This is a genomic window from Streptomyces sp. NPDC048659, assembly GCF_040650575.1.
Taxonomy (GTDB): Bacteria; Actinomycetota; Actinomycetes; order Streptomycetales; family Streptomycetaceae; genus Streptomyces.
Genome location: NZ_JBEZHM010000069.1, coordinates 1 through 26,051, shown reverse-complemented (window position 1 = coordinate 26,051; position 26,051 = coordinate 1). Strand labels below are relative to the sequence as shown.

The window sequence follows — 26,051 nt, the reverse complement described above, 5'->3', positions numbered from 1 at the left end:
GGGGGATGAGATGGACAAGAACAGGAAGCTGACCAGGGTCCTGGTCGCCGCAACGCGGCCGGACCTGATGCGACGGCCAGGCGAGCCGGACGACGAGTACGAGGAACGCCTCACGGGCCAGACGATGATCCGGGTGCCGGTGCTCAAGCTGCCCCCGGTGGTCTATCTGATAGGGCCGACGCCTCCGTACCGGGGCGCGCTGAAGATCGGGACCACCAGGAGCCTGCGCGAGCGGCTGAAGGGGTTGCGGGCACACTCTCCCGTGCCGCTGACCGTGATGGCTCAGTACGACGGCGGCGGTGAGCTGGAGCGGCAACTGCACCAGCACTTCTCCGGGCGGCGGCACGGCGAGTGGTTCGACTTCGACGGGGAGGACGCGGTCGCTCTCGTCACCGTGGCCGTCGAGAAGGCGCGGGCCGGCGAGCTCGGCGGCCCGCTGTTCTAGGACGCGCGGGGTCCGGAAGACAACTAGTCTCCCGGACCCCGTCATGTAAGGGGAGGGGCTCGGCATGGCCGAGAAGAAGAAGCACAAGAAGGCGAAGGGGAAGAGGGGCGGCGCGCATGCGGTTCAACGCCCGGCGGCGTCCGAGCGGTGGGAGGTGGTGATCTATCCGTGGACGACGGTGCGCAAGGCAACGCGGACACAGCCACGGACACCACTGGGGGACGACGAGGGGTACGTGTACCTGATCGAGTCGACTGATGTGGGCTATGTGAAGATCGGCTGGAGCCGTACGCCGGAAGCGCGGTTGGGGCAGTTGCAGACCGGTTCGCTACCCGACCTTCGGCTCTTGGCTGCGATACGGGGCGAACGGAAGCTGGAAGGCCAGTTGCACACCTGGTTCGCCGACCGACGGTTGGATGGGGAGTGGTTCCTCTTCCGGGAGGGTGAGGACGCCGTAGAACTGGCCATGGAAGCCACGGCGGCGGTGTTCCAGGGCTGGGAGCCCGACTGACTCGAGAACACGGGTATCTCACGGCGAGCGGCAGCCTAGGGCGTCAAAGGGCTCCAACATACGAGGGAGTCGGCCAGCCAATCCGGAACGTTCCGGATTGGCCACCTGTCGCAAACTCCAGAAGAGCGCACCGCGTGTGAGAGCCGATTCCAACGGCTCCGTAGTGCGCACTACGGAGGTCCCCACCGCAAGCGTCGAGGCGAGCTGGCGCCGGGGCTTTCCGTGGGTGTCCCCGGGATGCTGTTTCAGGGAGTCGAGGTGGTCAGGGCCGTGGCGACGTCGCGGATGTCCAGGCCGTTCGCGGTGTACCTCACCAGTTCGACGGCCTGGTCGGTGCTCACCTTCACCGGGCGGCCGCTGGCGGTCAGGAATGCCGCGGCGATGGCGTCCGCGTAGAGGTCGTTGGAGTGGCTCCAGGGCGGGCAGCCGGACGAGGGACTGCAGGAGAGCGGCGGCCCGGTGGTGCGGCTCGGGGTAGACGGTGGTGCCCATGACGACGGCACAGTGGCGGGCCCGGGCGGCTTCCAGGGCACCGTAGTCGACGACATCGGGGTCCCCGGGCAGCTTCTCCTGGGCGACCTGGAGGAGCCAGGTGAGGTCGACGGTGAGGTTCACGCGGCCTGGTCTCCCGTGGTGGGGTGGGTGCCGAAGTGCTCGGCGAAGCCAAGGGCGTGCTCGGCGACGAACTGCTCGGCGCCGGCGAGGAACCGGGCCTTCGTGACGTCGTCGGTCAGCATCCGGGCCGCGTACTCCTCGGCCGGGACCTTCTTGTCGGCGGCGAGGGCCTGGAGCTGCTCGTAGACCTCGTCGGTGACCGTGATGTGCAGCTCGCGGCGGCCGGGGCGCGGATCGTGCGTACTCATGCTGTTCTCCTGGCGGGTAGAGAGCAACGGGCCCGAAGGCTTGAGAGACCACCCGGAGTGGCGGCCCCCGGGCGACGTGAAGCCTGCGGCTCCTACCGCAAAGGCACCCGCCTGCGAGGATCACGCCCTGCGGGGAAACCGGTACGAGAGCTGCCGTAGTCCGACCCGCGTTCTCAACGATGTCCGGCCCACCTCCGCTCGCGCGGAGAGCACGCGCCGGTGTCGGACATGAGGAGCGTGAACTCCGGCCCACCTCCGCTCGCGCGGAGAGCACCGCGGCTGGCTCGCCCACGCCCTGCCGGACCACGGCCCACCTCCGCTCGCGCGGAGAGCACGGAAAGGGCCCACAGCACCCGGCCGGACGGGTCGGCCCACCTCCGCTCGCGCGGAGAGCACGCCGGGCCGTCACGCGCCTGATGCTGACCGGGCGGCCCACCTCCGCTCGCGCGGAGAGCACAAGGAGAAGGCCCGGCGTTCCAGCGCCCGCTACGGCCCACCTCCGCTCGCGCGGAGAGCACTCCACTGCACAGCCCCCGATACCGGTCCGGACTGGCCCACCTCCGCTCGCGCGGAGAGCACTTGCCGGTGCCCTTCGCGTCCTGCACCGCGACCGGCCCACCTCCGCTCGCGCGGAGAGCACTCAGAAGCCGCCCGCCCCGGGCGGCTTCTGCGCGGCCCACCTCCGCTCGCGCGGAGAGCACCGGGCCGTCGCCATTTCTGGGCCAGGACGATCCGGCCCACCTCCGCTCGCGCGGAGAGCACCCTTCCTGGCCTGCACCTCTAGAGCGGCTTTGCCATTTCTTTAGTAGTGCGCTGAAAGGCGATCAAGGTCAGTCCATCGAAGTCGAGTGGGTTGCGGCGGTGCGACCCGGTGGTGCGGAGTTCGAAGCCTTGCTCGTTGTTGCTTGGGTAGGCAAGTACGGCAATGCCCTCGCCTGTGCAGGCTGCCACTGAGTTCCACAGTTCGTCGCGCACACGGGCCGAGACAGTGCCGACGTACAACTCGGGAGTCACTTCGAGGAGCCATCGGGTGAGGGCCCCTCGAAGGTGGTCCGGTACGGAGGTCACGGAGATGACGATCATCGAAGCCATGGGAGTGGCCTTCCGGTGCTGGGATCAGGTGGCCGCTGCGTGGTTCGTGCCGCCGGGCACAGTTCCGGTCACGGGGTCCCATAGGTCTACGAGGTGTTCCTCCGGGTCTGGCGCCTCGCGAGTGTGGTCGGGGTCCAGGAGCGATTGGATGTCGGACACGATGCGAGGCATCAGCCTGAAGAGGCGCAGCCCGTCGCGGAAGGATCGCCGGGCTTCTGCTTCGGGGTTTGCCGAGGTGTTGAGGGAGAAGGCGAGGGGGATGGTGAGCTCGGCCTTGTAGAGGTCTGCGATGTCGTAGACGAATGCCTGTTGGTTGCCGTTGTGTACGTATCCGAGGGCCGGCGAGCATCCCAGGGCGAGGATGGCGGCGTGCACGATGCCGTAGAGGCAGGTGTTGGCCGAGGACAGGGCCAGGTTGACGGGGTCTTGCTTGTCCCAGGATGCGGGGTCGTAGGCGCGCCGGAACCTGCCGATCTTGTGCTGTTGGGCGAGGACTCGGTAGAGAGCCTTGACGCGCTGGCCTTCCATGCCGCGCAGCTGTTCAAGGGTTGTTCCTGGGGGGACGGTGTGTGTGCCGAACCTCATCTCGTACATGGCTGTGGCGATGGCCAGGCGCTGGGCGTCGTCGGCCCAGGTTCTGGTCTGGCGCTCGAGCCAGGTGGTGGTGAGCGAGTCGGGGAGCGTCGCGGCGTAGCAGCGGACTCCTCCGGAGCCGGTGATCAGGACGGTGGTTCCGTGGCGCGCCAGGGTGGCGAGCGCACGGGCGGTGATGGATGTTCCCGGGCCCAGGAGGACGCAGCTGAGGGCAGCGGTGGGGAGGTAGACGGTTTCGGTGCCGCGCTGCTCGCTGGTGACTTCTGCGCAGACGCCGGTGTCGTCCTGGTGGATACGGACGATGTCGAGGTAGAGGAAGGAAAGGGAGTCGGCGATGCGGGGCAGCATGGCGACGGTGGGTGAGGCGAGTTTGCGTCGGGCGTCCGGGTTGCCACGTCCGCCGGTCTTCGTCGAAGCGGCGTTGCTCATCCTTGGGTCCCGGGTGCTGGTGCGATGCTGAGCAGTCCGCATCCGTAGGCTTTGCCGCGTCCGATGCCGTCGGTGATCTTTGTCCGGAGTGTGTCGGGGTCGATGATGACGGCGGTTCCGTCGAAGCGGGTGCGTGTGTGGCGGATGCGTTGCTCTGCGCCGGAGCCGCGGGTGCCTCGCATGCCTTGGGCTGCGTCGAGGGGCTGTGAATGCAGGGTGAGTACTTTGAGGCCGGCTGTGTCGGCTTGGCGTGTCCACCATTCGTCGGCGGCGGTTCCGGTGAGGGGGACGACGGCGGGCAGGTTGTAGGCCGCTCGAGTGGTGGCTCCGGGCTTGCGGATGGCGCTCGCGGCGCAGCGGTAGCGGACGGTGAGTCCGGGGCGCAGGGCGTCGAGCAGCGTGTCCAGGGGCCGGGTGAGTGCCGTGCCGTATCCGGTGGGGAGTTGGGTCAGGTCGGGTTCCTGGGTGCTCTGCACGAGCAGTTGGGGCCCGCCGGGGGTGTCGTCGGTGCGGTACAGGATGCCGAAGCGGGCGCGGGGGTCGGGGCCTGCGTTGTCGGGGAACAGCGACATCAGCCGGCGGTGGGTGCCGACGGCGTCGCGTGTGTCGCGCCGGGCATCGCGGGAGCGGGGGTCTGGGGTGATGCGTGTGAGCCAGACGGTCAACTTCCGCTCCTTCGTGTCGTGGCCGTGTGGTCGTTGAGGTAGTCGGCGAGGGCGCGCAGGTAGTCGGTTCCCAGGCCCTTGTACTGGGTGTGGGGCAGCCGCAGGGTGAGCTGGTGGAGGGTGCGGCTGCGGTAGGCGCGCTGGCGGGGGTGGAAGGTGACGGGCTGGTCGGTGATCTCTCCTGTTGTCGCCACCACGGGGTGAGGTGTGCCGTCCGGCCAGGTGGTGAGTGCGGGCAGCTGGTCGAGGGGCGTGTCGCTGGTGAAGGTGATGCCGCGGTCTGCCGTGCCGCGGCTGGGCGGGGGTGCGGCGATCGGCAGGTGGAGCAGGTGGTGCAGGGCGTCGTCGGTGGCGCCCAGGAGCAGGGGGCCTTCGGGGGGACAGGACCGGCGCCCGAGATATAGCGGCCAGTGGGGGTGGGTGAGGGCGTCGGCGCAGGTCTGGAGGATGGGGTGGTTGCCGTCGGGGTGGGTGAGGGCGACGGTGAAGGCGGCGTCGGCGAGGTAGGTGCGGTGGGTGAGGAGGGTGGCGGTGGCGCCGCTTCGCTTCTTGCCTTCCGCCGTGGTGACGGTCGCCTTCGCGGGCAGGCCGCCGCCCACGGTGTGCAGGTCGCGCAGGATGACACCGGGCCGGTCAGACCGCACTGTCAGCGAGAGCCGGGCGAGGTCGTCGATGGGCTCGTCGCGTCGCCGGCCGAGGGCTGCGGCGAGCAGACCGATGACTCCCGACCGGGTGGGGAAGGGCGCGGTGTCACGTTCGTTGAAGTGGCTGTGTGTGCCCCAGGACTGCAGGGGGCCGGTGAACCGCAGAAGCAGACCGTGCCGGCGTCCGGCCGGCGGCACCTCTGCGCTGTCGCTCGGGCCGTGGGGGTTGGGTGTCACGCGGACGGCTCCTGGGGGGCGGCCAGGGCGGCGTCGAGCGCGGCGGCGATGAGATCGTCGAAGGCGTCGTGCCGGGTTCCGAGCCCGGCGAGGTCCTTGGTCTCCAGGCTGGTCCAGCCGGCGTTCAGGATGCTCGCGGTGCCGAGCATCGTGTTCGCGGCCCGCGCGTAGCCGGCGAGCGTCTCCCGCGACGGACCGGCAAAGCCGCCTTCCCGCGCGGCCACCACCGGGCTCTCGAACGCCGCGGCGTACGACAGCGGACGATCGGTGCGCACCGACAGATGCACCAGGTCGGGGATGGTGTGCGCGGCAGTCGAGTTCTTCTTCGCCTGCGGCAGCGACAGGACGAAAGCGCGCAGGAAACCGTGCGACAGCTCACGCAGGGTCGCGTCGCTGCCCTGGGTGTTGCGGGCCAGGTCACGAAGGTCGAGCGTGGCGTACCGGTAGAACGTGCCGGCACTGAGCTCGGCGTGCCCCATGTGCCCGCTGCCCGTCGAGTCCTTCCACAGCGCGGTGACATCGTCCACCGCGGAGAAGTAGTCGAGCTCGACGTCCGTCGCGTGCGTGGTCAGCGCGTGAGCCACCTGAACAGCCCCGTCGACACCAGCGTCGTCGACCTCCGCGAGCATCCGCCCGAACAGGTTGATCACACCATTACGGGACCGAAGCACCGCCTCGACCCGCTCCTTGGGCAGCACACTCTTGTCCGACGACTTCTTGATGTCCTTCGCCGCCTCCAGCGCAGCACGGTGCTCCTGCGCCAGATCCGCCAGCTCCACCACCGCCGACTCGGGCACGTACACCATCGCGTTCGTCAGGACCTTGTTGTCCAAGGTCTCCTTGCCGTCCTTGGCCACCTCGAACTTGATACTGCTGGCCGCGGCCAGATGCGCCCCCGCCCGCTCCGCCAGCTCCCGCGGCCACTCCCGCTCCTCGACGAGCAGACGAGCGACACGCTCACCGATACGCCGCGTACGCAGCGCCGCCTCCCCCATCCCCTCCTCGAACGACCCGCGCAGCGCCCGCTTCCAGGACTGGCTGCTCACACGGGTACGCATCGTGTTGCCGTACTGCACCGTCTTCACGCTGTTGGTGTCGTCCCGGTTCAGGTTGGCCAGCGGCACGGACTGCAGAACATGGACGTCGATGAAACGGGCTGCTGTGCTCATGGATCGTGCTCCTTGCAGGTTGTGTAAGAGGGCCAAGCGGTGACGCGTCGGTGAACCGGGCCCGCGTCGAGAACAGGTCACGGCTGGGGATCGACGTCCGCAGGGGGCGAGTGGACGGCTGCTTCCTCATCGCTCCGGGCCGCGGCCTCACGGGCGTCCTTCGCCCGCAGCCGGTAGTAGTCCTGCAGCCAGCGACGCGAGATGCCTCCCGAGTACTGCCGCCAGTGCGTCAGGTCGCCCAGCAGCTGCGCCCAGTCGACGGGCACGTCGCAGGCTCGCACGTAGGCGACGGCGGCCGGCAGGTGGCGGTGCAGGCCCGGCAGGCTCTGCCGGGTCAGCTGGTGGAGCCGGCTCTCGGCCGTCGCCTCGCGCATCGCCTTGTCCCGGCCGGGCGAGTGGACCACAGCCCTGGCGAAGGCGGTCCCGAGACTCGAGCCGTACGCAGTCGCTGCTTGCGACGGTACGTCGGAAGGGCCCGCCCCATCAGTCTGGTCGTCCTGGCCGTCGCTGTGCGGATCAGGATCTGCCAGTGCGGTGCGGGGCTGGGCCGCGATCAGGGCGGCGACGGTGTAGTAGGCGCGCTGGGTGTCCTGCGGAGTCCGGTCGGAAGGAAGCCAGGCGGCGACGAAGCGGTGCATCTGCGGAACCTCATCGAGGTTCTTGCGCAGTCCGGTGCGAAGCGCCTTACGCGCACCGGGATCATCAGCGCAGAGTCGTTCGACCCACGCGACGAACTTCGCCTCACGTCGGCTGTGGAGCCGGGACGCCTGCCCGGGAACCGAGAGCGACATGCTGGAGGAGTCCGGCGTGAGCGGGGTGGTCATCGTCATGGCAGGGGAGAATCCCTTTCTGGATGAGGCTCGGGCTGCTGACTCAGTCGGTCGGCTTCTTCTTGGGCGGCCCCCCGTACAGCTCGATCCGGGCCTGCGAGACAGCTCTGGCCCCACGCTGAGTACGGGTGACCGTGGCCGTCACCGCTTCGTAGGCGTCCTCCGCCAGACGCAGGAACTCCTTGCGCACCTGCGCCGCGTCCAGCCCTCCGCCCGGCAACGTCCCGGTGCGGTCGAGCTCGCGGAAGTGCTGCCAGAAGACAGCCTCGGCCGCGGGCCAGTAGCGGCCCGTCGCCTCGGCGACCCACGTGCCCGCATCCGCCTTGGAGTCCCGGACATAGTCGGTCCACGCCACCCGGACCGCGTACTGCAGCCGTCGGCCGAACATCTCCCCCAGTTGCCGCAGCCGCCCCACGGCCGGTGCCGTCGCCGCAGCCTCACGCTCCGCCAGGTGGAACACCGCAGGGGTCACCGCGTCCACGAACTGGGTGTCCTTGGCCTGCCCCTCCTGATCGAACCCGAGAGCCCGGATACGCAGGTACGGCGACACCTCCAGCGCCGACGCGATGATCTTCGGCCGCTGGGGCTGCGTCGACCCGGACGGCTTGAGGAGAAGAAGCGCGTCCAGGTCCCGCCACAAAGACCTGCCGGCATCGGCCGGCCGCGGGTAGCGGTTGTTCGCCTGGCTGATCTGCCAGATCAGGAAGTCGTCGTCACGCTCGATCCGACCCGTCCGGTAGGCCCACGTGATGTACGCGTCCCGCACACACGCACCGTCCTCGTCCGGCACGAGCAGCAGAGCATGCTGCGAACAGGCCGTCAGACGAGAACACGGACCGGAAGGCATCCGCGGCGCGGCATCCGGATCCGGCAGCTCCTCCCACTCCCACGGACACAGATCCTCCGAGCGGCGCACCGCCGACGCCGGCGGCGCAAGGCCGGCGAGAAGCGTCTCGAAGAGACTGTCGCCCTCCGGATGGTAGGACAGCGAGGTCCTCAGCGGGCCGGCTGTCGACGAGGCCGACTTCTCCCCGCCCACCTCGCGGGACGAACACCGCCCCGAGGGTCCGTAGTAGTGCCAGACCAGCAGATTCAGTACGGCCTCGGCCGACGTCGGCAGGTCGGGGTCGGCATCGCTTCCGTGCCTGAACCACGCGTGGTTGTTGCCCGCCGGGCGGGTGATGATCAGCTTGTTCACCCCGGCGGTGTTGCCCCCGTCGCACTGCTCGGCCAGCCGCGCATCCTGCATCCACGGACGGCCACCCACTGGGTCGTACAGGAAGAACCGCTCCCGCCACCGCGCGAGATAGCCGTTCACGCCGTTGGCCGGCAGCTGGCCTTCCTCCAGGACGTCAAGCCGCCGGTCACCCCACTCCCCCGGCCCCGCCTCATCCAGACCCGCCACGCGCGCGGTGAGCGCGTACAGAATCCGAAGCAGCGCCGAGTGCGCGGGCGGGTCGGACACCGCCAGACCGGCAATCTCCGATGCCCGCAACAGCACGTCGCGTAGGCCGACCCGGCCAGGACACTGTGCCTGCCTCAGCTGGGCCTCCGGCCGCCATCGGACAGGGATCCACGGCTCATCGATCAAGTTGAAGACGCCGTCAGACATGGGAACATCCGATCCAGTACGACAGAATGAGACAGGGACCTCGCCCGAGCGAGGGTGAGCCACGAGTAGGGCGCAGCGCGTTCCTCCGGCAGACCCCATGCCCGTGCAAGCGGGCTGATCCGACAGGAACCCGCGCGACATTGGATCCAACAGGCCCTAATGGAGGGGTAGTTGGAGTTTAGGTAAGCGAGTAGGGCGTAGTTGCAGCTTTGGTGAAACTGGTTACCCGCGTTCGATTCCCACATGCGAGATCGTGATCGTCCGCCCGCCCGGACCACGCGTACTCCAGGTCCCGTCCCCGGCCGGCGTCATCCTCAGCACCACGAGGTCACGCAGCAACGGATGCTTCCCCCACCCATCCGGCACCGGCTCCCGACCGGACTCATCCAGGAGCCAGCGCCCTGGTACAGGAGCCGCATGCTCCACGAGCAGCACCAGCTCGTCACGCGACAGCCCACCCCGCCGCACCGGCACAGCCACCCGGCCCTCAGCATCCAGAGTCAGAGCCCCGCTCCCCTGCTCGTACACACACAGCACCCGCCCGGAATCCGCCCCCAACCGGGTCGTCAGCAACTCCTGAGTCACACCACTCTCCCGGCGACTGAGCCGGTGCAGATCACCAGCGACATCGGCCGGCGCACAAATACCCGCCAGCTCAGCCAGATACGACTCAGCCGCCTCACCGGCACACCGCTCACCGTCCATCCGCTTCAGCTCCCGATGAACCGAAGCCTCCAGGCCGTCCACGAAATCAGCCGCGTACACCTCGTCCACCAGCCTCTGCACGTCCCCCGGCACGGCGATGCCAGCCGCCGACTCCCGCGCGAGCAACACAGACGTCCGCTTCAACAGACCCGGGTCATAAACGCTCCCCCACGACGCCGGAGGCCGAACCGTCCCTGAACCACACCCCAGCGGATCCAGAACCACCAGCCTCGGACGCTCCCCACCCCGCGCCCACGACGGCCTCCCCCACGCCCCCCGATCATGACGCCGGCACCGACCCGCCCGCTGCAGCAACTGCGCCAGCGGAGCCAGATCGCTGACAACCAGATCAAAGTCGAGATCCAGAGACTGCTCCACCACCTGAGTGGCAACCAGAATCGACGCCGGCCTCGGCCCCTCGAGATCCTGCGGACCCGCAGGCTTCCCGTACCCGACCTCACACTCCGCGGTGATCCCCTGCCGCACCACCCCCGGAAAACGCGAGTGCAGGATCCTCAGCCCACCGGGTGCCCGCGCCAGCTCCGGGAAACACCCGGCCAGGTCGCGGAACGTCCGCTGCGCCTCCGCCACGGTCGTGCAGCACACCAGAGCGGTGCCACCTTCCTCGACGACCGGCAGCAGCTCCCTACGTAACGCCTCCCGCCGGCCACCCACCCGCGGCGGCGCACCCGGCTCGTCCTCCGTATCCCACAGCACACCCCGCACCGCGACATCCAGCGTCCGCGCCCGCCCGCTGCCCACCTCACGCGGCGGCGACACCTTGCCCGACCTTGAGCCCACGTACATCCATCCCGGATAGCGAGGCTCCACCGCGGACGGCTCCTCATGCCCCGCCCCACGGCGATACGCGTCCACCAGCGACGACGCCGTCCGACCCGACAACGTCGCCGACAGAAGCACCACCGGAGCTCCCAACGCCCCCAGCCACTCCAGCAAACGCACCAGCAACTGATGCATCCACGGCCCATAGGCATGAGCCTCATCGACGACGAAGACCTTCTCCGCCAGACCAAACAGCCGCAGCACGTTGTACCTCAACGGCAGCACACCACTCAGCACCTGGTCGACCGTCCCCACACCCAGCGGCGCGAGCAGCCCACGATGAGACCCCGCCAGCCAGGCATACGCCTCCGCAGCCACACCAGAACCGGCACTCACCTCCACCTCCCCCACACCCCAAGCCGCCGCCGGCCGCAACCAGGCCATGGAATGCAACAGCGTCAAAGCCCGATCACCCGCCAACGCCGCATCACTGAACCGGGCCACCCGCGGAAACATCGCATCCGCCGTCGCCATCGTCGGCAACGCCACGAACATCCCCCGACACCCCGCAGCACGACCCAGCACCGAAGCCGCGAACAACGCGGCCTCCGTCTTCCCATCCCCCGTCGGCGCCGTCACCAACAGCAACCCAGGCCCCTCAGACCTGACCACCCCAGCCAGGTGCTCCACCAAATCGGCCTGCAAAGGATTCGGAGAGAAGGAGAACATCTCCTCGAAACACTCCGCCGCGAAACAGGCACGCCCGATCCCCGCCGCAGCAGCCACTCCCCCAACCCTGCGCCGCACGCGCCGCCAATGAGCATCGACGTCACCGCCAGTACCCCGCCACCCCAACGGCGGCATCAACGACTCCACGACCTCCACCTGGCTCACCAACCAGTCCGAGACAACCACCAGCCCCGCCACCACAACAGCCAAATCCGCCGGCAACGCCCGCCGCGGCACCGCAACCGCCCCCGTCACCCGCCGCAACTCAGCCAAATGAACCCGCCGCTGGCCATCCCACCCCGGCCCCCCAAGACCCGGCTGATACTCACCCGCCTGCCTCACCTCGTGCTCCTGCAACACCTCGCCGAAACAGCCGTGATGCCCCCCGAGCAACTGAGCAACCTGGTGACCCACAGCACCCCGCAGAAGCTGCCGCCCGCCCACCCGCCGACCTTCCGGATACCCCATCTCCTCCAGCAGCGCCGTCAACGCCCAGTGCGTCGCACTCTCATGCCGAAACCCCCGCTCCCCCTCAGCCCCCGGCACAGATCGATACAACGGATCACCGCCAACCGCGGCAAACAACTCGGGCACCTGCGCCTGAAACACCGGCGTGATCTTCCCCAGATCATGCAGACCAGCCCAGAACGACAGCACAGAACGAGCCTCATCCGACGAAAGCCCGAGCTCCTGCGCAACACGCTCACGCATCCGATCGCCAAGGAGCCCATCCCACAACGCCCCGAACATGGCAGCCGCGTCCAACAGATGGCAGATCACCGGGTAAGCCCGGGACAACCCCTTCCGCTTCCCCCACAACCTCGAGTCAACGGACACCCCAGCACCTAAACTGCCCTCACGTTGCATCACACGAATAGAGGTAGCAGGCACCACTGACAACGAGGCACCCACGCCCATGGACGGCACACTCGACCCTCTCCGTGATTCTTGCAAAGAAACGGCAAAGGGCCTTAAGAGGTGCAGGTCAGGAAGCATGCGATCCGCGCGAGCGGAGGTGAGCCGTTCCCGCCGTTGTTCTGGGACCGGTGGATGAAATGCGATCCGCGCGAGCGGAGGTGAGCCGATGCTGGTGGTGGCGCTGGTGGTGACGGTCTGATGCGATCCGCGCGAGCGGAGGTGAGCCGTCGGCATGGGGTACGTCAGCGTCGTCCCCGAAATGCGATCCGCGCGAGCGGAGGTGCACCGTGGCGCATCGGACTCCTCACCCTGCGCGAGGAGTGTGCTCCGCGCGAGCGGAGGTGAGCCGGTGCGGGCCATGCTCGTGGGCCGGGCGGCGGTGTCTTCTCCGCGCGAGCGGAGGTGAACCGTTGTCGACGGGTGTTGAGTCGACGGTGCACCAGTCCTCTCCGCGCAGGCGGAGGTGAACCGGGCGTCGGGATCGGGTACGAGCTGATCGGCAAGTCCTCTCCGCGCAGGCGGAGGTGAACCGAAGACCTCGGGCATCCAGTTCCACGGGCGTGCGTCCTCTCCGCGCGAGCGGAGGTGGGCCGCTCTCCACACAGCTGCCGGCGTCGGCCCAGTCGTGCTCGCTGCGTGAGCGGAGGTGCGCTGGCCGGTCACGACTTCCGCGTGGGCATCACCGAGTGAGCAGAGGCCAGACCGTGGCCGGTCTTTCGTCTGAGGATTTACCGCGTGGGTGTCTCTTCGTGTTTGGCTGTCCGAGTGTCTGGTCGTCTGATCTGCCAAGATGAGCGCATGCGCTCCGTACGCGCTGCTGCAGTAAAGAAGTTGCAAAGGCATCCTGAACGCCCAGGTCAGGAAGTCCTCTCCGCGCAGGCGGAGGTGAACCTGCGGCGGGCGGGCACGGTGTAGGCGGGTACCCGTCCTCTCCGCGCGAGCGGAGGTGAACCGGTCATCCGGCGGTCGGGGGCGCTGCGCGACAGGTCCTCTCCGCGCGAGCGGAGGTGAACCGTTCAGGGTCCACTCGGCGAGGGTGAGCCGCTGGTCCTCTCCGCGCGAGCGGAGGTGAACCGGCTCGGCATGGTCAGGGCTCCTCTCCGGCGAGGTCCTCTCCGCGCGAGCGGAGGTGAACCGCCGAAGACCTCGGCGAAGCGCTTTTTGCGATGGTCCTCTCCGCGCGAGCGGAGGTGGACCGCTCACCACCGAGCTGCGGAGGTCCGGTGACCCTTACTGGTCGGAGCGCTGGGTCAGGTGCCGGCGTAGGCGATGGCGAGGACGGTGAGCGTCGAGGTGGTGTGGCCGCACAGGATGACGGCGGTGATGTGGCCGCGGGCGACGGTGCGGATGATGCCGTCGTCTTCGCCGTACGGCTCGGAGTGCCCGAGCGGGTCCTCCTGTGCGTCGACCAGGCACACGGCCAGATCCCGGCGCGCGGCGTCGGGGAGTTGCTTGTAGGTGTCGAAGACGTCGGCGGGGAAAGCCAGGCGGTAGGTCACGCCGCTCCCTGCCCGCGGTCCTGGCGGGGCCCGGCGTCGCGCAGCACGTCGGCGGTGTGGTCCTCGACGGTCATGCATTCGGGGAGCAGGCCGGTGGTCTTCTCGGTCGTTCGGGCGGTCTCAATGAGCCCGGAGGCAGAACGGAGTGCTTCTGCGGCCTTGGCCCAGCGGTCGAGGACGGCGGGCAGCTCGTCGATCGGGGTCAGGTTCACGTCGGCGAGGAGCTGCTGGCGGGAGGCGGAGTGCGGCAGGGCGTGGTGGAGCCGGTCCACCGTCCACGTGTCACGTGCCGTCACAACTGCCTCCCCGAGCCGAACTCGCCGATACGGCCCAGCGTACGTGGTCCCGCAACACCGGGAGGGGCTCTTCTCTGCTTGGGCGGGAGGTCCCGGGGTCGTGACTCGGGCTTGTGTTGGTGGTTTCTCTAGGTGGGTGTGTCTCTCCACGTACTGTCAGTCCCTGTGTCTGGTGGTCTGGTCCGCCAGGATGGGCACATGTTCCGTACACGCCACCTCAGTAAAGAAGTTGCAAAGGCGTCCTGAATGCCCAGGTCAGGAAGAGTGTGCTCCGCGCGAGCGGAGGTGAGCCGGAATCCGAGGAAATAGGTAGGCATAGGTGCGGGTGTGCTCCGCGCGAGCGGAGGTGAGCCGCACCACAGCGTGGCCCCGGCGGACGAGCGGAGGTGTGCTCCGCGCGAGCGGAGGTGAGCCGGCCGAGCGGCAGCGGAACCGGCCTGCGGTCGGGTGTGCTCCGCGCGAGCGGAGGTGAGCCGCCCTCGTCCTTGAGCAGGGTCATGAGGCGGCCGTGTGCTCCGCGCGAGCGGAGGTGAGCCGTCGTCCTCACGAACCCGGCCTTCGCCCCCGTCGTGTGCTCCGCGCGAGCGGAGGTGAACCGGTCAAGGCGCGGCTGGTCGCGGCGCACCTGCGGTCCTCTTCGCGCGAGCGGAGGTGATCCGGCGCCGAAGTTCGTGACCGCGACGGTGGCGCCGTCCTCTCCGCGCGAGCGGAGGTGAGCCGGCCAGGCCCGTGCATTTGGCGAGGGGGAGCCAGTGCGCTCCGCTCGAGCGGAGGTGGGTATGCAGGGACTCCGGGTGGAGGCGAGTACTCGATGCTGCGTCTTGATGCCTGTCAGGTCAGTTCGCTGGTGTCTAGGTCGAGGTTGAATGGCTCTGGCAGGTGGATGCGGGCGCCGAAGGGGTGGGGGCCGTCGGCGCGGGTGTAGCCCAGTTGGCCGGGCTCGGAGTACAGGGTGACGCTCTTCTCCTGCCGGTCGACGACGAGGTACAGCGGTGCGTGGTACTCGGCGTACCGCTTCCGCTTCACCACCCGGTCGGTGTCCCCGTTCGACTCGGACGTCACCTCGACGATGAGCAGGGTGTCCGCGGGCAGGAGCGCGGCCGCGCCCTTGGCCTGGGCGGCGGGGACGACGGCGATGTCGGGGACGTACCAGTTCGACGAACCGGGCAGATCGAGGTTACCGGAGCCGGTGACGCAGCCCAGTTCCCGCGCGCGTGAGCGGATCTGGTCGCGGATGGTCTCGGCGGCGGCTTCGTGGTCCCAGGTGGGAGACACCGGCTCGATGATCCCCTCGATGATCTGGGCGCGGTCGCCCCGGATGTGCTGGACGGCGTACTTCAGGGCTCGCTCCGGGTCCTCGATGCCCTGGTAATCGGGGGCTGTACTCATCACCCGTCCTACGTCCCGAATCGAATGGCCTGCTGCACTGTATCGACGCTACCGCGCCGGCCTCGGCTCGAAGAGGCTCATGCCCTACGCGGGAGAGAATTACGCGAGTGGACACGGCACCCCCGGCTTGCGGACGAGAGTTGTTCGTCGGCGGTCTCGCCCGCACAGGTGCGTGCATCCTCCTTGCTTGCCTGTCCCCATGTCCGGCCGTTTGGTCTGCCAGGATTAGTGCATGCTCCTCACACTCCACCCCAGTAAAGAAGTTGCAAAGGCGTCCTGAACGGCCAGGTCAGGAAGAGTCCTCTCCGCGCGAGCGGAGGTGAGCCGGAGCAGTAGCCGTGCGCGACATCCACGACGTCGTCCTCTCCGCGCGAGCGGAGGTGAGCCGACGGTGAGCCGTGCCCTCGGCGTACTGAAGGCGTCCTCTCCGCGCGAGCGGAGGTGAGCCGGCCATTGGGCGACGGGCACGGTACATCGGCCTGTGCGCTCCGCGCGAGCGGAGGTGAGCCGAGGTCGGGCAGGAGGCGGTCCTCCCACTCACCGTCCTCTCCGCGCGAGCGGAGGTGAGCCGGCGAGGAGCAAGCCCGTCTTGCTGTCCGTGCGGTCCTCTCCGCGCGAGCGGAGGTGAGCCGGACATCCGCGCCCAGCTCGAAGACCTGGAGAAGTCCTCTCCGCGCGAGCGGAGGTGAGCCGCCGAACAGGCCGATGCGGTAGGCGCCGCCGTAGTCCTCTCCGCGCAGGCGGAGGTGAGCCGTTCTTGATCGCCGTCGCCTCGTCGAGGACCAGGTCCTCTCCGCGCAAGCGGAGGTGAACCGTTCCGGCGGGCACAGGCGACGGCGATGGTGGCGTGCGCTCCGCCCCAGCGGAGGTGGGCCGGCGACCGCGGCGTCCAGCCGGTCAGGCATGGCCTGCAGTGCGCTCCGCACGGGCGGAGGCGAGTCGGTCCTGCTCGGCGGCCTCAAGAGCGGTGAGCTGTCTTCTCCGTGCAGGTGGAGGTGAGCAGTTATTCGGCTCCAGGCGGGCGACCTCTCGATGTCCACTCCGCGCGAGCGGAGGCGTGCAGATGTCCCACCTGTGGTCGGGGCGGCCTCTGACCGTCCGCCTGGCCGGCCTCGACATCATCTGCGAGGTGCTGGACTGCACGATCTCCCACCTCCTCGTCCGAAAAGACCGGCGTCCGGCAGGCGACCACGACGTCGGCGGCGGACAAGCAGGTCGTCGGCGGCAGCCCGATCCCCCCCCACCAGTGCCAACTGGGTCGCTCAGGATCGCCACTACGAGCACGACGCTCGTCCGCTGTGTCCGAACGGTACGCGGCGAGCCCCAGACTGCAGGCGGCGAACTCCGCGCACAGCCGGGAGTCAGCCGCGGTGGGTCCTGCTGCTCCTGGCAGCCTCGTACAACGTGCTCCGCCCGTACGGACCGCCGGACGCACCTGGCAGGATCGTCGCCATGAGTGAGTGGAAGATCGACCTGATCCCCGAGGATCTCGTAATGCCTGCTCTGCGATTCGCCTGCGGCATCACGACGCTTAGTGAGCGTCGATCCGGCGAGGGCCTCGGACCCGTTGCAGCGCCCATACACTGCGTTAATGCTACGCGACGCGTTATCGACGGGGAGCTGGCATGACTGACAGCATGCTCTATCACTTCACCAGCTACGAAAACTGGGATGGGATACGGGCGTCCAGGCTCATCAAGCTCGGGTCTCCCGCCGAGCAGCTCGGCGGACATGTGCCTGTCATCTGGTTCCAGGACACGCCCAACCCGAAAGATAACGGGATCGGCGATCGACACGACGTTCGCATCACCCTCACCCCTCACCCCTCCATCCGGTACTGGATGATGTGGGGCCGCCTCGGCGCGAACTTCAATGCAGTGAACAGCGCTGGCGGTTCTTCGGAGACGTGGTACGTCTCCGAAGAGCCGATCCCCGCCGACTATTGGCAGAGCGTTATGGATACGGCCACAGGCCAGGACCTGGATCCGAATGGCACGGTCCCTGCCTCGCCGGCCGCGTGGGGACTCCTGCCCACCTCCGGCGATGTCGACTCGATCGCCACCTTCCTCACGCAAGCCGCAGCCGCGAAGGAGGATGGAGACGAGTGCTTCCGCGCCACATTGGTGTTTGAACAGGTCAAGCAGCTCCGTACCATGCTGCAGGCTAAGGAGACCGAGCAGAGGATCCGCGCCGCCTGGCGTACCCTCACGGCCGAGGCGGCTCGCTTTCAGACCTGGCATGAGGCCACCAAGGATGGGGCCTGCGTTTGACTGACGGAAGAATCGGAATGTCAGTGAGTGGCAGGCGATGTGGTGCTCTCCGCGCAGGCGGAGGTGAGCCGAACGTGCTTGAAGGCCGGGTGATGGCGTGAAGGTCCTCGCCGCGCGAGCGGAGGTGAACCGCCGCGGCCGTCGGTTCCGGCGAGGACCATGTCGTGCGCTCCGCGCAGGCGGAGGTGAGCCGCCGGCGCCGAAGTCGCGGGCCGGATTCCGCACGTCCTCTCCGCGCAGGCGGAGGTGAGCCGGTCGAGGGCTTGATCGACCTGACCGCCAAGGCATCCTCTCCGCATGAGCGGCGGCGTTCACGCGATCACCTCCAGTGCCTCGCCATCCAGCGGGTGAGCGGCGAGCTCTGACAGGCGCTGCGACCAAGGAACGGGCCGGACCGGCTCGAGGCGCGCCTGGGTATGCAGCTGCTCCATCCGTACGGCGAGCAGGTGCTCGGCGGTGCGGGTCTCGGCTTGCGCGGCGGCCTCGGTCGCGGCGCGCTGGGCGTCGTCGCTGTCGGGCATGGACCTGAACCAGGGCTTGGCTAGCTCGGTCGAGAACGCCTTCCGGGCCTCGGTCTGGGCCTCCTGGCTGCGGCCGAGCATCACCAGGGCCTCGTCCCGGTAGCCTGCGGCCGCGCTCTCAGCAACCAGGAACGCATTGTGCGCGGCGGCGTCCTCGACAGCGTCCGGGCCGGCCGCTTCCAGGGCAGCCGGGTCGGTGATCTGCTGGAACTGAGCCCAGTCGGCGGCGGTGGCGTCCTCGATGGCCTTACGGACCTCGGCGACGACGGCCGCGACGGCGACCGGGTCGCTCGGGTCGGCCGACCAGGTCGCCGCGAGGAGACCCGACTCTACGATCAGAACCTCGGCCTGCCGACGGTGGCCGCACGCCTCGCACAGCCCGGCCGACCGCTCCCGGCCGCAGTCCCCGCACGCCACGGCCTGCCGGACCGCCGCCTCGTCCTCCGCCCGCTCCCGCTCGAAGGCGGCCTGCGCCTCAGCCTCGGCACGGAACGCCGCCCGCCGCTCCGCCCGCTCCCGGGCCTCGGCCTGACGGGTCACCAGCACGGCGGCCTCGGCCTCGGCCTGGCGCCGCATCCGGGCCTCGATCTCCCGGTACCGGGCATTCGTCTCCAGACCGGGCAGCTCGCGGTCGACCTCGGAAGCGATCCGCACCCGCCACGCCCGGCGCGAGTGCAGGACGTTGGTGCAGTTGTCGCAGTCGGCGCCGGTGTCGAGCCGGACGCCGTCGTCGCACCGTACGTCCGAGCACGACGGCCTGCGCACCAGCCCGCGGCGCGTGATCCAGCCGTACGCGCTGGTGATCCGAGCCTCGCCGCCGGCCTGCTTGAGCCGGGCCGTCAGCCGGGCGGCCAGTGCGGACGGGGCCTGCCCCGGCCACTCCAGCACCTGGCCCAGTTCCCCGAGCTCAGCCCTCGTGGCCCGCACGACCTGGTCCTGCTGCCACCGGTTCAGGCCCTGCCACAGCCAGGACACCGGCGCCAGAGCCACCCGCAGACCAAGATCAACAGGAAGTGCCCCCTGCCCCCGCTGCTGCGTCTTTCGACCTCCCACAACCGTCAGCCGGGCACCGGCGCCAGCGGCGGCGCCGCCAGCCTGCTCCTGCTCGTCGACCGGTGACCTGGTGGGCTTTTCACCGCGAAGCGGGTTGGCCCCAGCCATCGGGCACCCAGACCCGGCCACGGCGCTCTCGCCGTCGACGGCCTGGCCCTCGCGCACGCACGCGCGTCCCGGCCGACTGTCCTCACGCCCACGGCCTTCGCCGGAAAAACGATGAGAGAGCTGCTGGGGAACGACGGGAAGAACCAGGTGAGGGTGATCAGTGTGAAGGGCTGCCGCAACGTCGGGGTCTGCCACATCCGCAACATCCGTCACCGGCACGCCGTTGACCGGCGACTCTTCGGCCAGCTCCGGCGCCTCACCAGCCCCTGCCGAAACGTCGGGGTCTGAAAACTCGGGCTCCGGGGCCTGCACACGGTCCTCCTGGACGTCGTCGGCGACCGTGCGGCCGTGCGCGGCGGCGACCGCCGGCACCATCAGCCGCGACCGGTTCCACAGGCCCGAGCCCGTCTTCAACCGGACCCGCAGCACCAGCTCCCGGTCCTCCAGGCGCTCCAGCACCCGCTCCCCCGCCGACGCCGTGCACCCCAGCAGCCGGGCCACCGTCGCCGCCGCGCGGCCGCGCTTGGAGTCCACGCTCCCGCCGCACTGCCGCACCCGCCCGGACTCCCGCGCCTCCAGCACCAGCAGCAGCAGCGCGAGGCGGTCGGTTGCCGCACCGCGACCGGTACGCGTACCGATCAGCCCGGCCGGAGTGACCCGGCCGTCCCGGTGCGTCCAGCCCGGACCCATCACGGCCTCCAGCAGCCGCCACAAGGTGGCGTACTCCTTCTTCGCCAGGTTCAGCGGGTGCCCGACGATGTCCTGCGCCGCCCACAGCGGCAGCACCCGGCACTCCAGGCCGTCGTCCTGGCCGTACTCGCCCGGCGCCGTCTCCACGGAGACCACGCCCGAGCGGCGCAGCACCGGCAGCACGTCGGAGGCCGTGTACGACGCGGACGCCCCGATCCACCGGCCCAGCTCCGAGGTACGGATCTCCACCACACCTGTCTCCCACGGCGTACGCGACGCCAGCACCAGCACCGCCAGCCGCACCGCGTCCGACGCCCCGGCCAGGCCGGCCGTGTCCAGCAGCATCCGCACCGCGCCACCCAAACGGGCACGCGCGTCCGGACCGAGCGACAACGGATGACCCGCCGACCGCTCCGGGACCGGCCCGGCCGGGACGAACGACTCCGTACGAGGGCGCGCGAACACGGCGGCCGACGCCGCCACGGCGCTCACCGGCCCACCCGGACGGACGAGAAGGAGATCATCTCGGCAGCCTGGAACAGGTCGCCTGTGGACAGAGCCTGCGAAGTCGCGAGACCGCCGATCCCTCCCGCGCTGTGGCCAACAACTTCCGATCGCGTCCCGCCGCACGGGAAGCCGCCCCTGAGGACGCTCTCGTCGACAGGGCTGCGGGCGACGTCCGCGCTCGGGTGCTCGCGCTCGACGGCCGACGCCGTCACGGCGCTCACCGAGCTACCAGGCGAGGACCGCCACGGTGGAAGTCGGCACGGCGTGCCGTAGATGACAGCGCCCAGAAATGGCCAAAGAGGGTCAATCGGGCGTAGCTGGGCTGGAAAACGGCATGGCGGTGCTGCACAATGGCTCCTGTCGCGGAGGCATCGCCAAAACGGCATGACGAAGCCCCTGTAGGTGCTTCGTGGTTCGGCTAGAACCAGTACGAGTGTTCGGATTCGGCTGCTAACCGGTCCGGACGACCCCTTCGATCGGGGCGGCTAACCCCGGTCGGTGCTGGGGGCGCTCAGCCGAGGTGCGCTAACACCTCGTCGATCTGAGCGTCCCAGCGGCGATGGGCCCCGAAAGGCCGCCGCTCACTAGGCGACTACGTCGATACGGCCTCCGGAGCAGAGCGCTGCCCGCGCTGTCTACCAGCACGGAAGTCCATGAGCCCGACATGGGCGAGAGCGCCGTCGGCCGGCACGGTCGGGAAGAGGCCGCAGGAACGAGCGCACCCCACCGGAGCGACGCTCGTGCGTCGCTTCGACGGCGGGGTGGTGTGCGTCCGCGAGCGGGTACGGGTACCCTGCATCACGCGAGCCCCTTCCTCTGAAAGGCGGTTCGCCGGGCCGAAGCGGTTGCTCCGGCCGAGAGCCCCCGAAGACCCTGGCCGGTCGAGGGGGCTTTTTCTTGTGCACTTGTGGATCAGGTCCAGGGACACCCTACTCTCTCCGTGAACCGACTGGAGACCGTAGGTGACGACGTGTCGGACATGCGTCTGACCTGTTGTCACCATCGAGGTCGCCGGCCCCGAGCACCGAGGTCGGTTCAACGCCCACCGCCGCCGAGGAGGTGAGCATTCGGAGCCTGGGCCGCATCGGCGAGCTCAGAGATCTCGACAACAGCGACGCCGGCGGCCTCGAGCAGCTCCGTGCCATCGGCCCCGGGCACGAAGGTGTCTGGCTCCCGCCAGGCGGTGACGACGCGGCGGATCCCGGCGTCACGGATGAGCTGGGCGCAGGGCCGCGGGCGCGACGCCCGCTTGGCGCACGGCTCCAGCGAGCTGTAGACCGTGGCGCCGGCTAGACGCGGATCGGCGGCGGAGAGCTTGGCGAGTGCGGCTTCCTCGGCGTGGTCGAGGGGATCGTGCTCACGGGAGTATCCGCGGGCGAGCTCGGTGCCATCAGCGGAGACGATGACTACGCCGACGGAGAACGCGGTCGTCGACGGCGGGCAGAGCGCGGCGAGTTCGCACGCGAGCGAGAGCCAGGCGCGGTCAGCGGCGGTCGGAGTACCGCCGACGCCCGGGGCTCCTTCGGGGGCGGTCGTCATCGGGGCTCCACGGAGATGTCCTTGGGGGCGTAGCGCAGAAGTACCACGTCACCGATCTGCCGGGTCTCCAGGAGGCGGAGGCGTGCGGAGGGCCCGCCGAGGTAGTGGGCGGGGCCGAGCATACGGACGGCATCGGCCTGACCGACGAGGAGCGGGGCGACGACAAGCTGGAGCTCGTCCGCAAGCGCCTCCTCAAGGAGCTGGGTATGCACGGTCCCTCCGCCTTCGACCATGAGGCGCTCGACCCCGTAGACATCGCCGAGGACATCGAGCGCGGTCGGCCATGTGGCTTCGGTGGGGATGCCCTGGATCGTGGCGAGGTCGCCGAGGCTCGCCCGGGCCCTCTCCGCGGCCTTGCTGCCCACAGCCAGCACGAGCTTTTCGCCGCCGTGGTGCCAGAACTTCCAGTCCGGGTCGAGGTCGCCGGTCCGGGTGATGGTGACCTTCAGCGGGTACTCCGACCTCCCCGCAGCGACGCGAGCCGTACGTCGCTCAGGCGCGTTGACGAGCAGTCGCGGGTTGTCGGCGCGGAGGGTGCCAGCACCTACGAGGATCGCGTCGACGCTCGCGCGGACGGAGTCGACGCGGTCGAAGTCCCTTGTGTTGGAGAGGAGAAGTCGGTCCTCGCCCGGTCGGGTGTCGAGGTAGCCGTCAAGAGAGACGGCGGCGGACAGCAAGACGTATGGGCGGGACACGGGGGCTCCTGGAGGTGTGGGTCAGGCGGGGTGCAGGACGATGCGGTCGAGGGCGGCCCTGAACTCGGCGACGTGGGTCTCGCTGGCGGCGTGCGCGAGTGCTTGGTCGAGACGGCCGAGTTGGGTGATGATCCGCGCGGAGCCGGTCTCCGTAGCGATACCGACGGCTTGCAGGCCGATCTTGGCGGCCAACGGGTGGTTACCTGCTCCAGCGTGCGCGTGGGCGGCGCGGGCCAGGTAGACGCCGCGGTCCCGGCGGTAGCCGTCCGGAAGTGCTGCGATGGCGGTGTCGAATCCGGCAGCGGCATGTTCGTACTGGCCGAGCGCCGAGAGGGAGCGGGCGCGGGCGGTGTTGACGTACGCCTCGTCGAGCCAGGACCCCCAGATACCGTCCGAGTCGGCGCGGCCGAGCAGGGTCAGAGCAGTGTCGTATGACGTCAGGGCCTCGGTGCCGTTGCCAAGGACGGCATGTGCGTGGGCCTGGTGGAGTACGGCGATGACTTCGAGGCGGCTGCCGACCCGGGCGGTGCGGCGTGCAGCGGAGGCGAGGCCGAGGGCATCGGTTGGATGGCCGGTGTCGACGGCGAGCTGAGCCTTGCGGCCAAGGATGTACGCCGTCAGGTCGGTGTCGCCGGTCATGTGGGAGGCGTCGAGAGCCTTTGCGGTGTGTCCGTTGGCAGCGCGCTCGTCACCGATGTCCTGCGCCAGCCAGCCCGCGAGCTCTTCGTAGCGGGTCTCAAGAGCGAGCAGCTCCGCTGCGTCGGCGCCCTTGGAGGCCCGGCGACGGGCGGCGAGTCGGTTGAGATTCTGAGTGAGCATCGGGAGCACGTGGCGAGGGCCGACAAGGTTGTCGGTCTGGATGACGACACGGCGGAGCTGTGCGAAGTGCTCGACAGGCGTGGCCATGTCGGCGGCCACGGTGTCGGCGACCGCTGTGGAGGAGGGGATTGTGGTCGCGGCGAGGCCGGCGAGACCGGAGGCGAGGACGACGCGGCGGGGCACGGGCACGAAGAGGATCCTTCCGTGGATGCGGCAGGGGACGACGACCGTGTCCGCGTCGTCATCGTTCGAGCCTTCCGTGCCGGGTGGGGCCGTGACCAGGCCCGACGATGATTCGGACACATGATCCGGGGATACGGACACATGCCTCTGAGGGGTGCCTCCGCTTTCGATGCGTTCCCAAAGCTCGATCAGTAGTCCGCGGCCCTTCAGCCGGCGATCGAGCTCCTCGACCTCGGCACGGTGCTTCGGCGCGCGCAGGCCGTTCTCCCATTTCCAGAGCTTGGAGTACGAGCAGTAGGTGGCTTCGGCAAGGCTTCGTAAGGTGTGGCCGCTCCGCTCGCGGAGGTCTCGAAGCGTGTAGCCGAAGCGGGCCAAGGCCGATGCTTCGGGCGTCAGGACGTTTGGCTTTTGTCCCACGCTCTTTCCCCTCCATGTCTCCTATCGATGTGTCCAGCCGCTGGACACATGTCAGACCTAGAACGCGCTGCGTGCTCGGACCTACAACTGCCATATCGAAGCCGGAACCGACCAGGGAGCGATGGCGATGCAAAGCGGACCGAGGGCAGCGTCAGTCACCGCGCCCTTGCTCGATCTTCTCAAGGCGGGCTGTCAAAGCGGCAACCTGCTCTTCAAGTGCCTTGAGCGCGCGAGCGGTCGAATCCTCGTTGTTCTCGCCTGCAGCCTCGGTGATGAACGACCCGCGTCCCTGATGGGAATAGACCAGCCCGGCCGCGCGCAGCTCGGTGAGTGCCCGCTGGACGGTGCCAGCTGCGACGCCGTACTCCTCGGCGAGCTCTCGGGTGCTCGGCAGCTTTGCGCCAGCGGGCAATTGACCCGAACGGATCTTGTCCCGCACGCCCTGGACGATGCGCTGATAGGGCTGCGTGGCTTCGGTGCTCATGAGCGTCATCGTAGGTCGACCCCTTCGACTTAGCTAGCTTCCATAGCTACCTCGACTAAGTGCTTGACATGGTGCCCACTGTATCAGGTAAGTTAGGTATGTCGATGAAGTTGAGTGTCTGATCGACATGGACTGATCCACGTACCACCGCAGTTTCTGCAGCTCGCCTCCTCGGAGTCGGGCAGGTGGCCGGAGGCGGTAGCCAAGACCAAACCCCCCAGGCCGGCGGAACTGCGTACGACCTCAGCGCTGATGCGCTGCCTGTCCGCCAGGACTCGGGCCACTGGCTCGTGGACCTGGTGGGCGGAGAGAGCATCCGCCCCGCGAACCCCCTCCCCCTCTTCCTGCCTGTTGAGGAGTCGCCATGTCCGAGCTCGTCATGCCCAAGGCCGCCAAGCGGCGGGGCCGCACCCGCACCTCCCGCGTCAGCCCCCTCGCCCCGATCGCCCTCTCGACCCTGTCGCCCGGTCACGTGGACATGCGGCGCGTCGAGTCCACGCAGACCCGCCGCATCTCGCTGGTCTGCCCGAAGTGCGAAACCTGGGTGGCTGTGACCCCCCACCGCGGTACCTACCTGCTCAAGCTCGTCCCGCACCACACCGGCCGAGCCGGCCGGGACGCCGCGATCCGCTGCAGCTCCAGCAACCGCCTCGTCGACGTCGACGTCAACGCGGACACCTGGAGCCGCCAGTACGAGGAGTGGGCGCGCGAGGAGCGCCTCGCCGCCGACGTCACCCGTCACCGCCGCGCCACCGTCCAGACCCTCAAGGTCTCCCGGCCGCAGGAGCGTCCCGCCGACCGGCGAGCGCAGTGGGAGCGTGCGGTTCCCGCCGCCCGCCGGGCCGACGCCGCCCGTACAGTGCCCGCCGACGCGATCCCCACTACGCGTGGTCGGGCTGTCGACGGCCCCGTCGGCGCCCTGCCGGCCATGATCCGGCAGAAGGCCGGGGACGACCGATCCGTCCGTGCGCTGGCCGCCGGCGCCCTGAGTGTCCTGGCCGACGCCGCCCCGGGCAGCTGCGCGAGTGAGGTCCTCGAGGAGCACCTCGCCCGCGCCGCCTACACGCACCTGGCCACGCTCCTGCGCCGCCCCCTGACCCCGGCCGACCAGCCCAAGTACACGAAGTTGGTGGCCAAGGTCCGGGCCGCGCTGCCCGTCCCGGCCCCGGGCGAGACCGCCGCCGCGTACACCGCCCGCCGCGAGCCCGCCCTCGGCGCCCGCCGCCGCAAGACCGCTCTCGCGGCCTGACCCGCACCGTCGCTACCTCGGCCCCGGCCTCGGCAACGCGCTCCTGCGCCAGGGCAGGAACCTGGAGAAGCGAGTGGAATCGCAGCTGTCCGACCGGACGTTCGAG

21 protein-coding genes, 1 pseudogene and 3 CRISPR repeat arrays are annotated in these 26,051 nt (G+C 69.3%); of the genes and pseudogenes, 5 read left to right on the top strand and 17 right to left on the bottom strand.

Going from position 1 to position 26,051, the window contains the following annotated elements; all coding sequences use genetic code 11:
- The first annotated feature begins 10 nt into the window (after positions 1 to 10).
- Both AB0C99_RS34300 and AB0C99_RS34295 read left to right on the top strand, forming a co-directional pair.
- Positions 11 to 445 carry a GIY-YIG nuclease family protein gene (locus AB0C99_RS34300; protein WP_362483545.1) on the top strand — a complete coding sequence of 145 codons (435 nt, stop codon included), beginning with the start codon at positions 11 to 13 and terminating at the stop codon, positions 443 to 445.
- 64 nt (positions 446 to 509) lie between these two features.
- Positions 510 to 956 (top strand): GIY-YIG nuclease family protein, encoded by a 447-nt coding sequence (locus AB0C99_RS34295; protein WP_362483543.1) that lies wholly within the window; start codon positions 510 to 512, stop codon positions 954 to 956.
- Positions 957 to 1,201: 245 nt separating this feature from the next.
- On the opposite strand, the gene AB0C99_RS34290 is transcribed toward AB0C99_RS34295, so the two are convergent.
- The 13 genes from AB0C99_RS34290 to AB0C99_RS34230 form a co-directional block, all read right to left on the bottom strand.
- A complete protein-coding gene (locus AB0C99_RS34290) occupies positions 1,202 to 1,504 on the bottom strand; it encodes a hypothetical protein (RefSeq protein WP_362483542.1) in 303 nt (100 codons plus the stop codon).
- Between the two features lie 63 nt (positions 1,505 to 1,567).
- The gene (locus AB0C99_RS34285) at positions 1,568 to 1,819 is read right to left on the bottom strand and encodes a hypothetical protein (RefSeq protein WP_362483540.1); all 252 of its coding nucleotides are present in this window, start codon (positions 1,817 to 1,819) and stop codon (positions 1,568 to 1,570) included.
- Positions 1,820 to 2,003: 184 nt separating this feature from the next.
- A CRISPR array of direct repeats spans positions 2,004 to 2,581; the repeat unit is 29 nt; unit sequence CGGCCCACCTCCGCTCGCGCGGAGAGCAC.
- Positions 2,582 to 2,599: 18 nt separating this feature from the next.
- A complete protein-coding gene (gene cas2e / locus AB0C99_RS34280) occupies positions 2,600 to 2,911 on the bottom strand; it encodes a type I-E CRISPR-associated endoribonuclease Cas2e (protein WP_362483539.1) in 312 nt (103 codons plus the stop codon).
- 24 nt (positions 2,912 to 2,935) lie between these two features.
- Positions 2,936 to 3,853 (bottom strand): type I-E CRISPR-associated endonuclease Cas1e, encoded by a 918-nt coding sequence (cas1e, locus tag AB0C99_RS34275; RefSeq protein ID WP_362483562.1) that lies wholly within the window; start codon positions 3,851 to 3,853, stop codon positions 2,936 to 2,938.
- Between the two features lie 77 nt (positions 3,854 to 3,930).
- A complete protein-coding gene (cas6e, locus tag AB0C99_RS34270; RefSeq protein WP_362483537.1) occupies positions 3,931 to 4,599 on the bottom strand; it encodes a type I-E CRISPR-associated protein Cas6/Cse3/CasE in 669 nt (222 codons plus the stop codon).
- Positions 4,596 to 5,441 carry a type I-E CRISPR-associated protein Cas5/CasD gene (cas5e, locus tag AB0C99_RS34265; protein ID WP_362483561.1) on the bottom strand — a complete coding sequence of 282 codons (846 nt, stop codon included), beginning with the start codon at positions 5,439 to 5,441 and terminating at the stop codon, positions 4,596 to 4,598. The genes cas6e and cas5e overlap by 4 nt, the downstream gene beginning before the upstream one ends.
- Before the next feature lie 35 nt (positions 5,442 to 5,476).
- Positions 5,477 to 6,649 (bottom strand): type I-E CRISPR-associated protein Cas7/Cse4/CasC, encoded by a 1,173-nt coding sequence (gene cas7e, locus AB0C99_RS34260; RefSeq protein ID WP_362483535.1) that lies wholly within the window; start codon positions 6,647 to 6,649, stop codon positions 5,477 to 5,479.
- 77 nt (positions 6,650 to 6,726) lie between these two features.
- Positions 6,727 to 7,479, bottom strand: a complete 753-nt coding sequence (gene casB, locus AB0C99_RS34255; protein WP_362483534.1) for a type I-E CRISPR-associated protein Cse2/CasB — start codon at positions 7,477 to 7,479, stop codon at positions 6,727 to 6,729.
- Between the two features lie 43 nt (positions 7,480 to 7,522).
- Positions 7,523 to 9,091 carry a type I-E CRISPR-associated protein Cse1/CasA gene (casA, locus tag AB0C99_RS34250; protein ID WP_362483532.1) on the bottom strand — a complete coding sequence of 523 codons (1,569 nt, stop codon included), beginning with the start codon at positions 9,089 to 9,091 and terminating at the stop codon, positions 7,523 to 7,525.
- Between the two features lie 222 nt (positions 9,092 to 9,313).
- Positions 9,314 to 12,088 carry a CRISPR-associated endonuclease Cas3'' gene (locus AB0C99_RS34245; protein WP_362483531.1) on the bottom strand — a complete coding sequence of 925 codons (2,775 nt, stop codon included), beginning with the start codon at positions 12,086 to 12,088 and terminating at the stop codon, positions 9,314 to 9,316.
- 1,388 nt (positions 12,089 to 13,476) lie between these two features.
- Entirely contained in the window at positions 13,477 to 13,725 is a 249-nt protein-coding gene (locus tag AB0C99_RS34240) for a hypothetical protein (protein ID WP_362483529.1), read from the bottom strand.
- Positions 13,722 to 14,021 (bottom strand): hypothetical protein, encoded by a 300-nt coding sequence (locus AB0C99_RS34235; RefSeq protein ID WP_362483528.1) that lies wholly within the window; start codon positions 14,019 to 14,021, stop codon positions 13,722 to 13,724. The genes AB0C99_RS34240 and AB0C99_RS34235 overlap by 4 nt, the downstream gene beginning before the upstream one ends.
- Before the next feature lie 268 nt (positions 14,022 to 14,289).
- A CRISPR array of direct repeats spans positions 14,290 to 14,802; the repeat unit is 24 nt; unit sequence CTCCGCGCGAGCGGAGGTGAGCCG.
- Between the two features lie 50 nt (positions 14,803 to 14,852).
- Positions 14,853 to 15,410 (bottom strand): Uma2 family endonuclease, encoded by a 558-nt coding sequence (locus tag AB0C99_RS34230; protein WP_362483526.1) that lies wholly within the window; start codon positions 15,408 to 15,410, stop codon positions 14,853 to 14,855.
- 298 nt (positions 15,411 to 15,708) lie between these two features.
- Positions 15,709 to 16,352: direct repeats of the CRISPR family, unit length 29 nt; unit sequence GTCCTCTCCGCGCGAGCGGAGGTGAGCCG.
- A 121-nt stretch (positions 16,353 to 16,473) separates the two neighbouring features.
- On the opposite strand from AB0C99_RS34230, the gene AB0C99_RS34225 reads away from it, so the two are divergent.
- Complete coding sequence (locus AB0C99_RS34225; RefSeq protein WP_362483524.1) at positions 16,474 to 16,866, top strand: helix-turn-helix transcriptional regulator; 393 nt, start codon at positions 16,474 to 16,476, stop codon at positions 16,864 to 16,866.
- Between the two features lie 169 nt (positions 16,867 to 17,035).
- Positions 17,036 to 17,680 carry a hypothetical protein gene (locus tag AB0C99_RS34220; RefSeq protein WP_362483522.1) on the top strand — a complete coding sequence of 215 codons (645 nt, stop codon included), beginning with the start codon at positions 17,036 to 17,038 and terminating at the stop codon, positions 17,678 to 17,680.
- A gap of 311 nt (positions 17,681 to 17,991) precedes the next feature.
- Here AB0C99_RS34220 and AB0C99_RS34215 read toward each other — a convergent pair whose 3' ends face one another.
- From AB0C99_RS34215 to AB0C99_RS34200, 4 genes and pseudogenes are all read right to left on the bottom strand, one after another.
- Positions 17,992 to 20,544: a hypothetical protein gene (locus tag AB0C99_RS34215; RefSeq protein ID WP_362483520.1), complete on the bottom strand. Its 2,553-nt coding sequence runs from the start codon at positions 20,542 to 20,544 to the stop codon at positions 17,992 to 17,994.
- 1,050 nt (positions 20,545 to 21,594) lie between these two features.
- Positions 21,595 to 22,793, bottom strand: a pseudogene (locus AB0C99_RS34210) (dihydrofolate reductase family protein).
- Positions 22,794 to 22,814: 21 nt separating this feature from the next.
- Complete coding sequence (locus tag AB0C99_RS34205) at positions 22,815 to 24,212, bottom strand: helix-turn-helix transcriptional regulator (protein WP_362483519.1); 1,398 nt, start codon at positions 24,210 to 24,212, stop codon at positions 22,815 to 22,817.
- 151 nt (positions 24,213 to 24,363) lie between these two features.
- Entirely contained in the window at positions 24,364 to 24,696 is a 333-nt protein-coding gene (locus tag AB0C99_RS34200; RefSeq protein ID WP_362483517.1) for a GntR family transcriptional regulator, read from the bottom strand.
- 364 nt (positions 24,697 to 25,060) lie between these two features.
- On the opposite strand from AB0C99_RS34200, the gene AB0C99_RS34195 reads away from it, so the two are divergent.
- Positions 25,061 to 25,945: a hypothetical protein gene (locus AB0C99_RS34195; RefSeq protein ID WP_362483515.1), complete on the top strand. Its 885-nt coding sequence runs from the start codon at positions 25,061 to 25,063 to the stop codon at positions 25,943 to 25,945.
- The last annotated feature ends 106 nt before the right edge of the window (positions 25,946 to 26,051 follow it).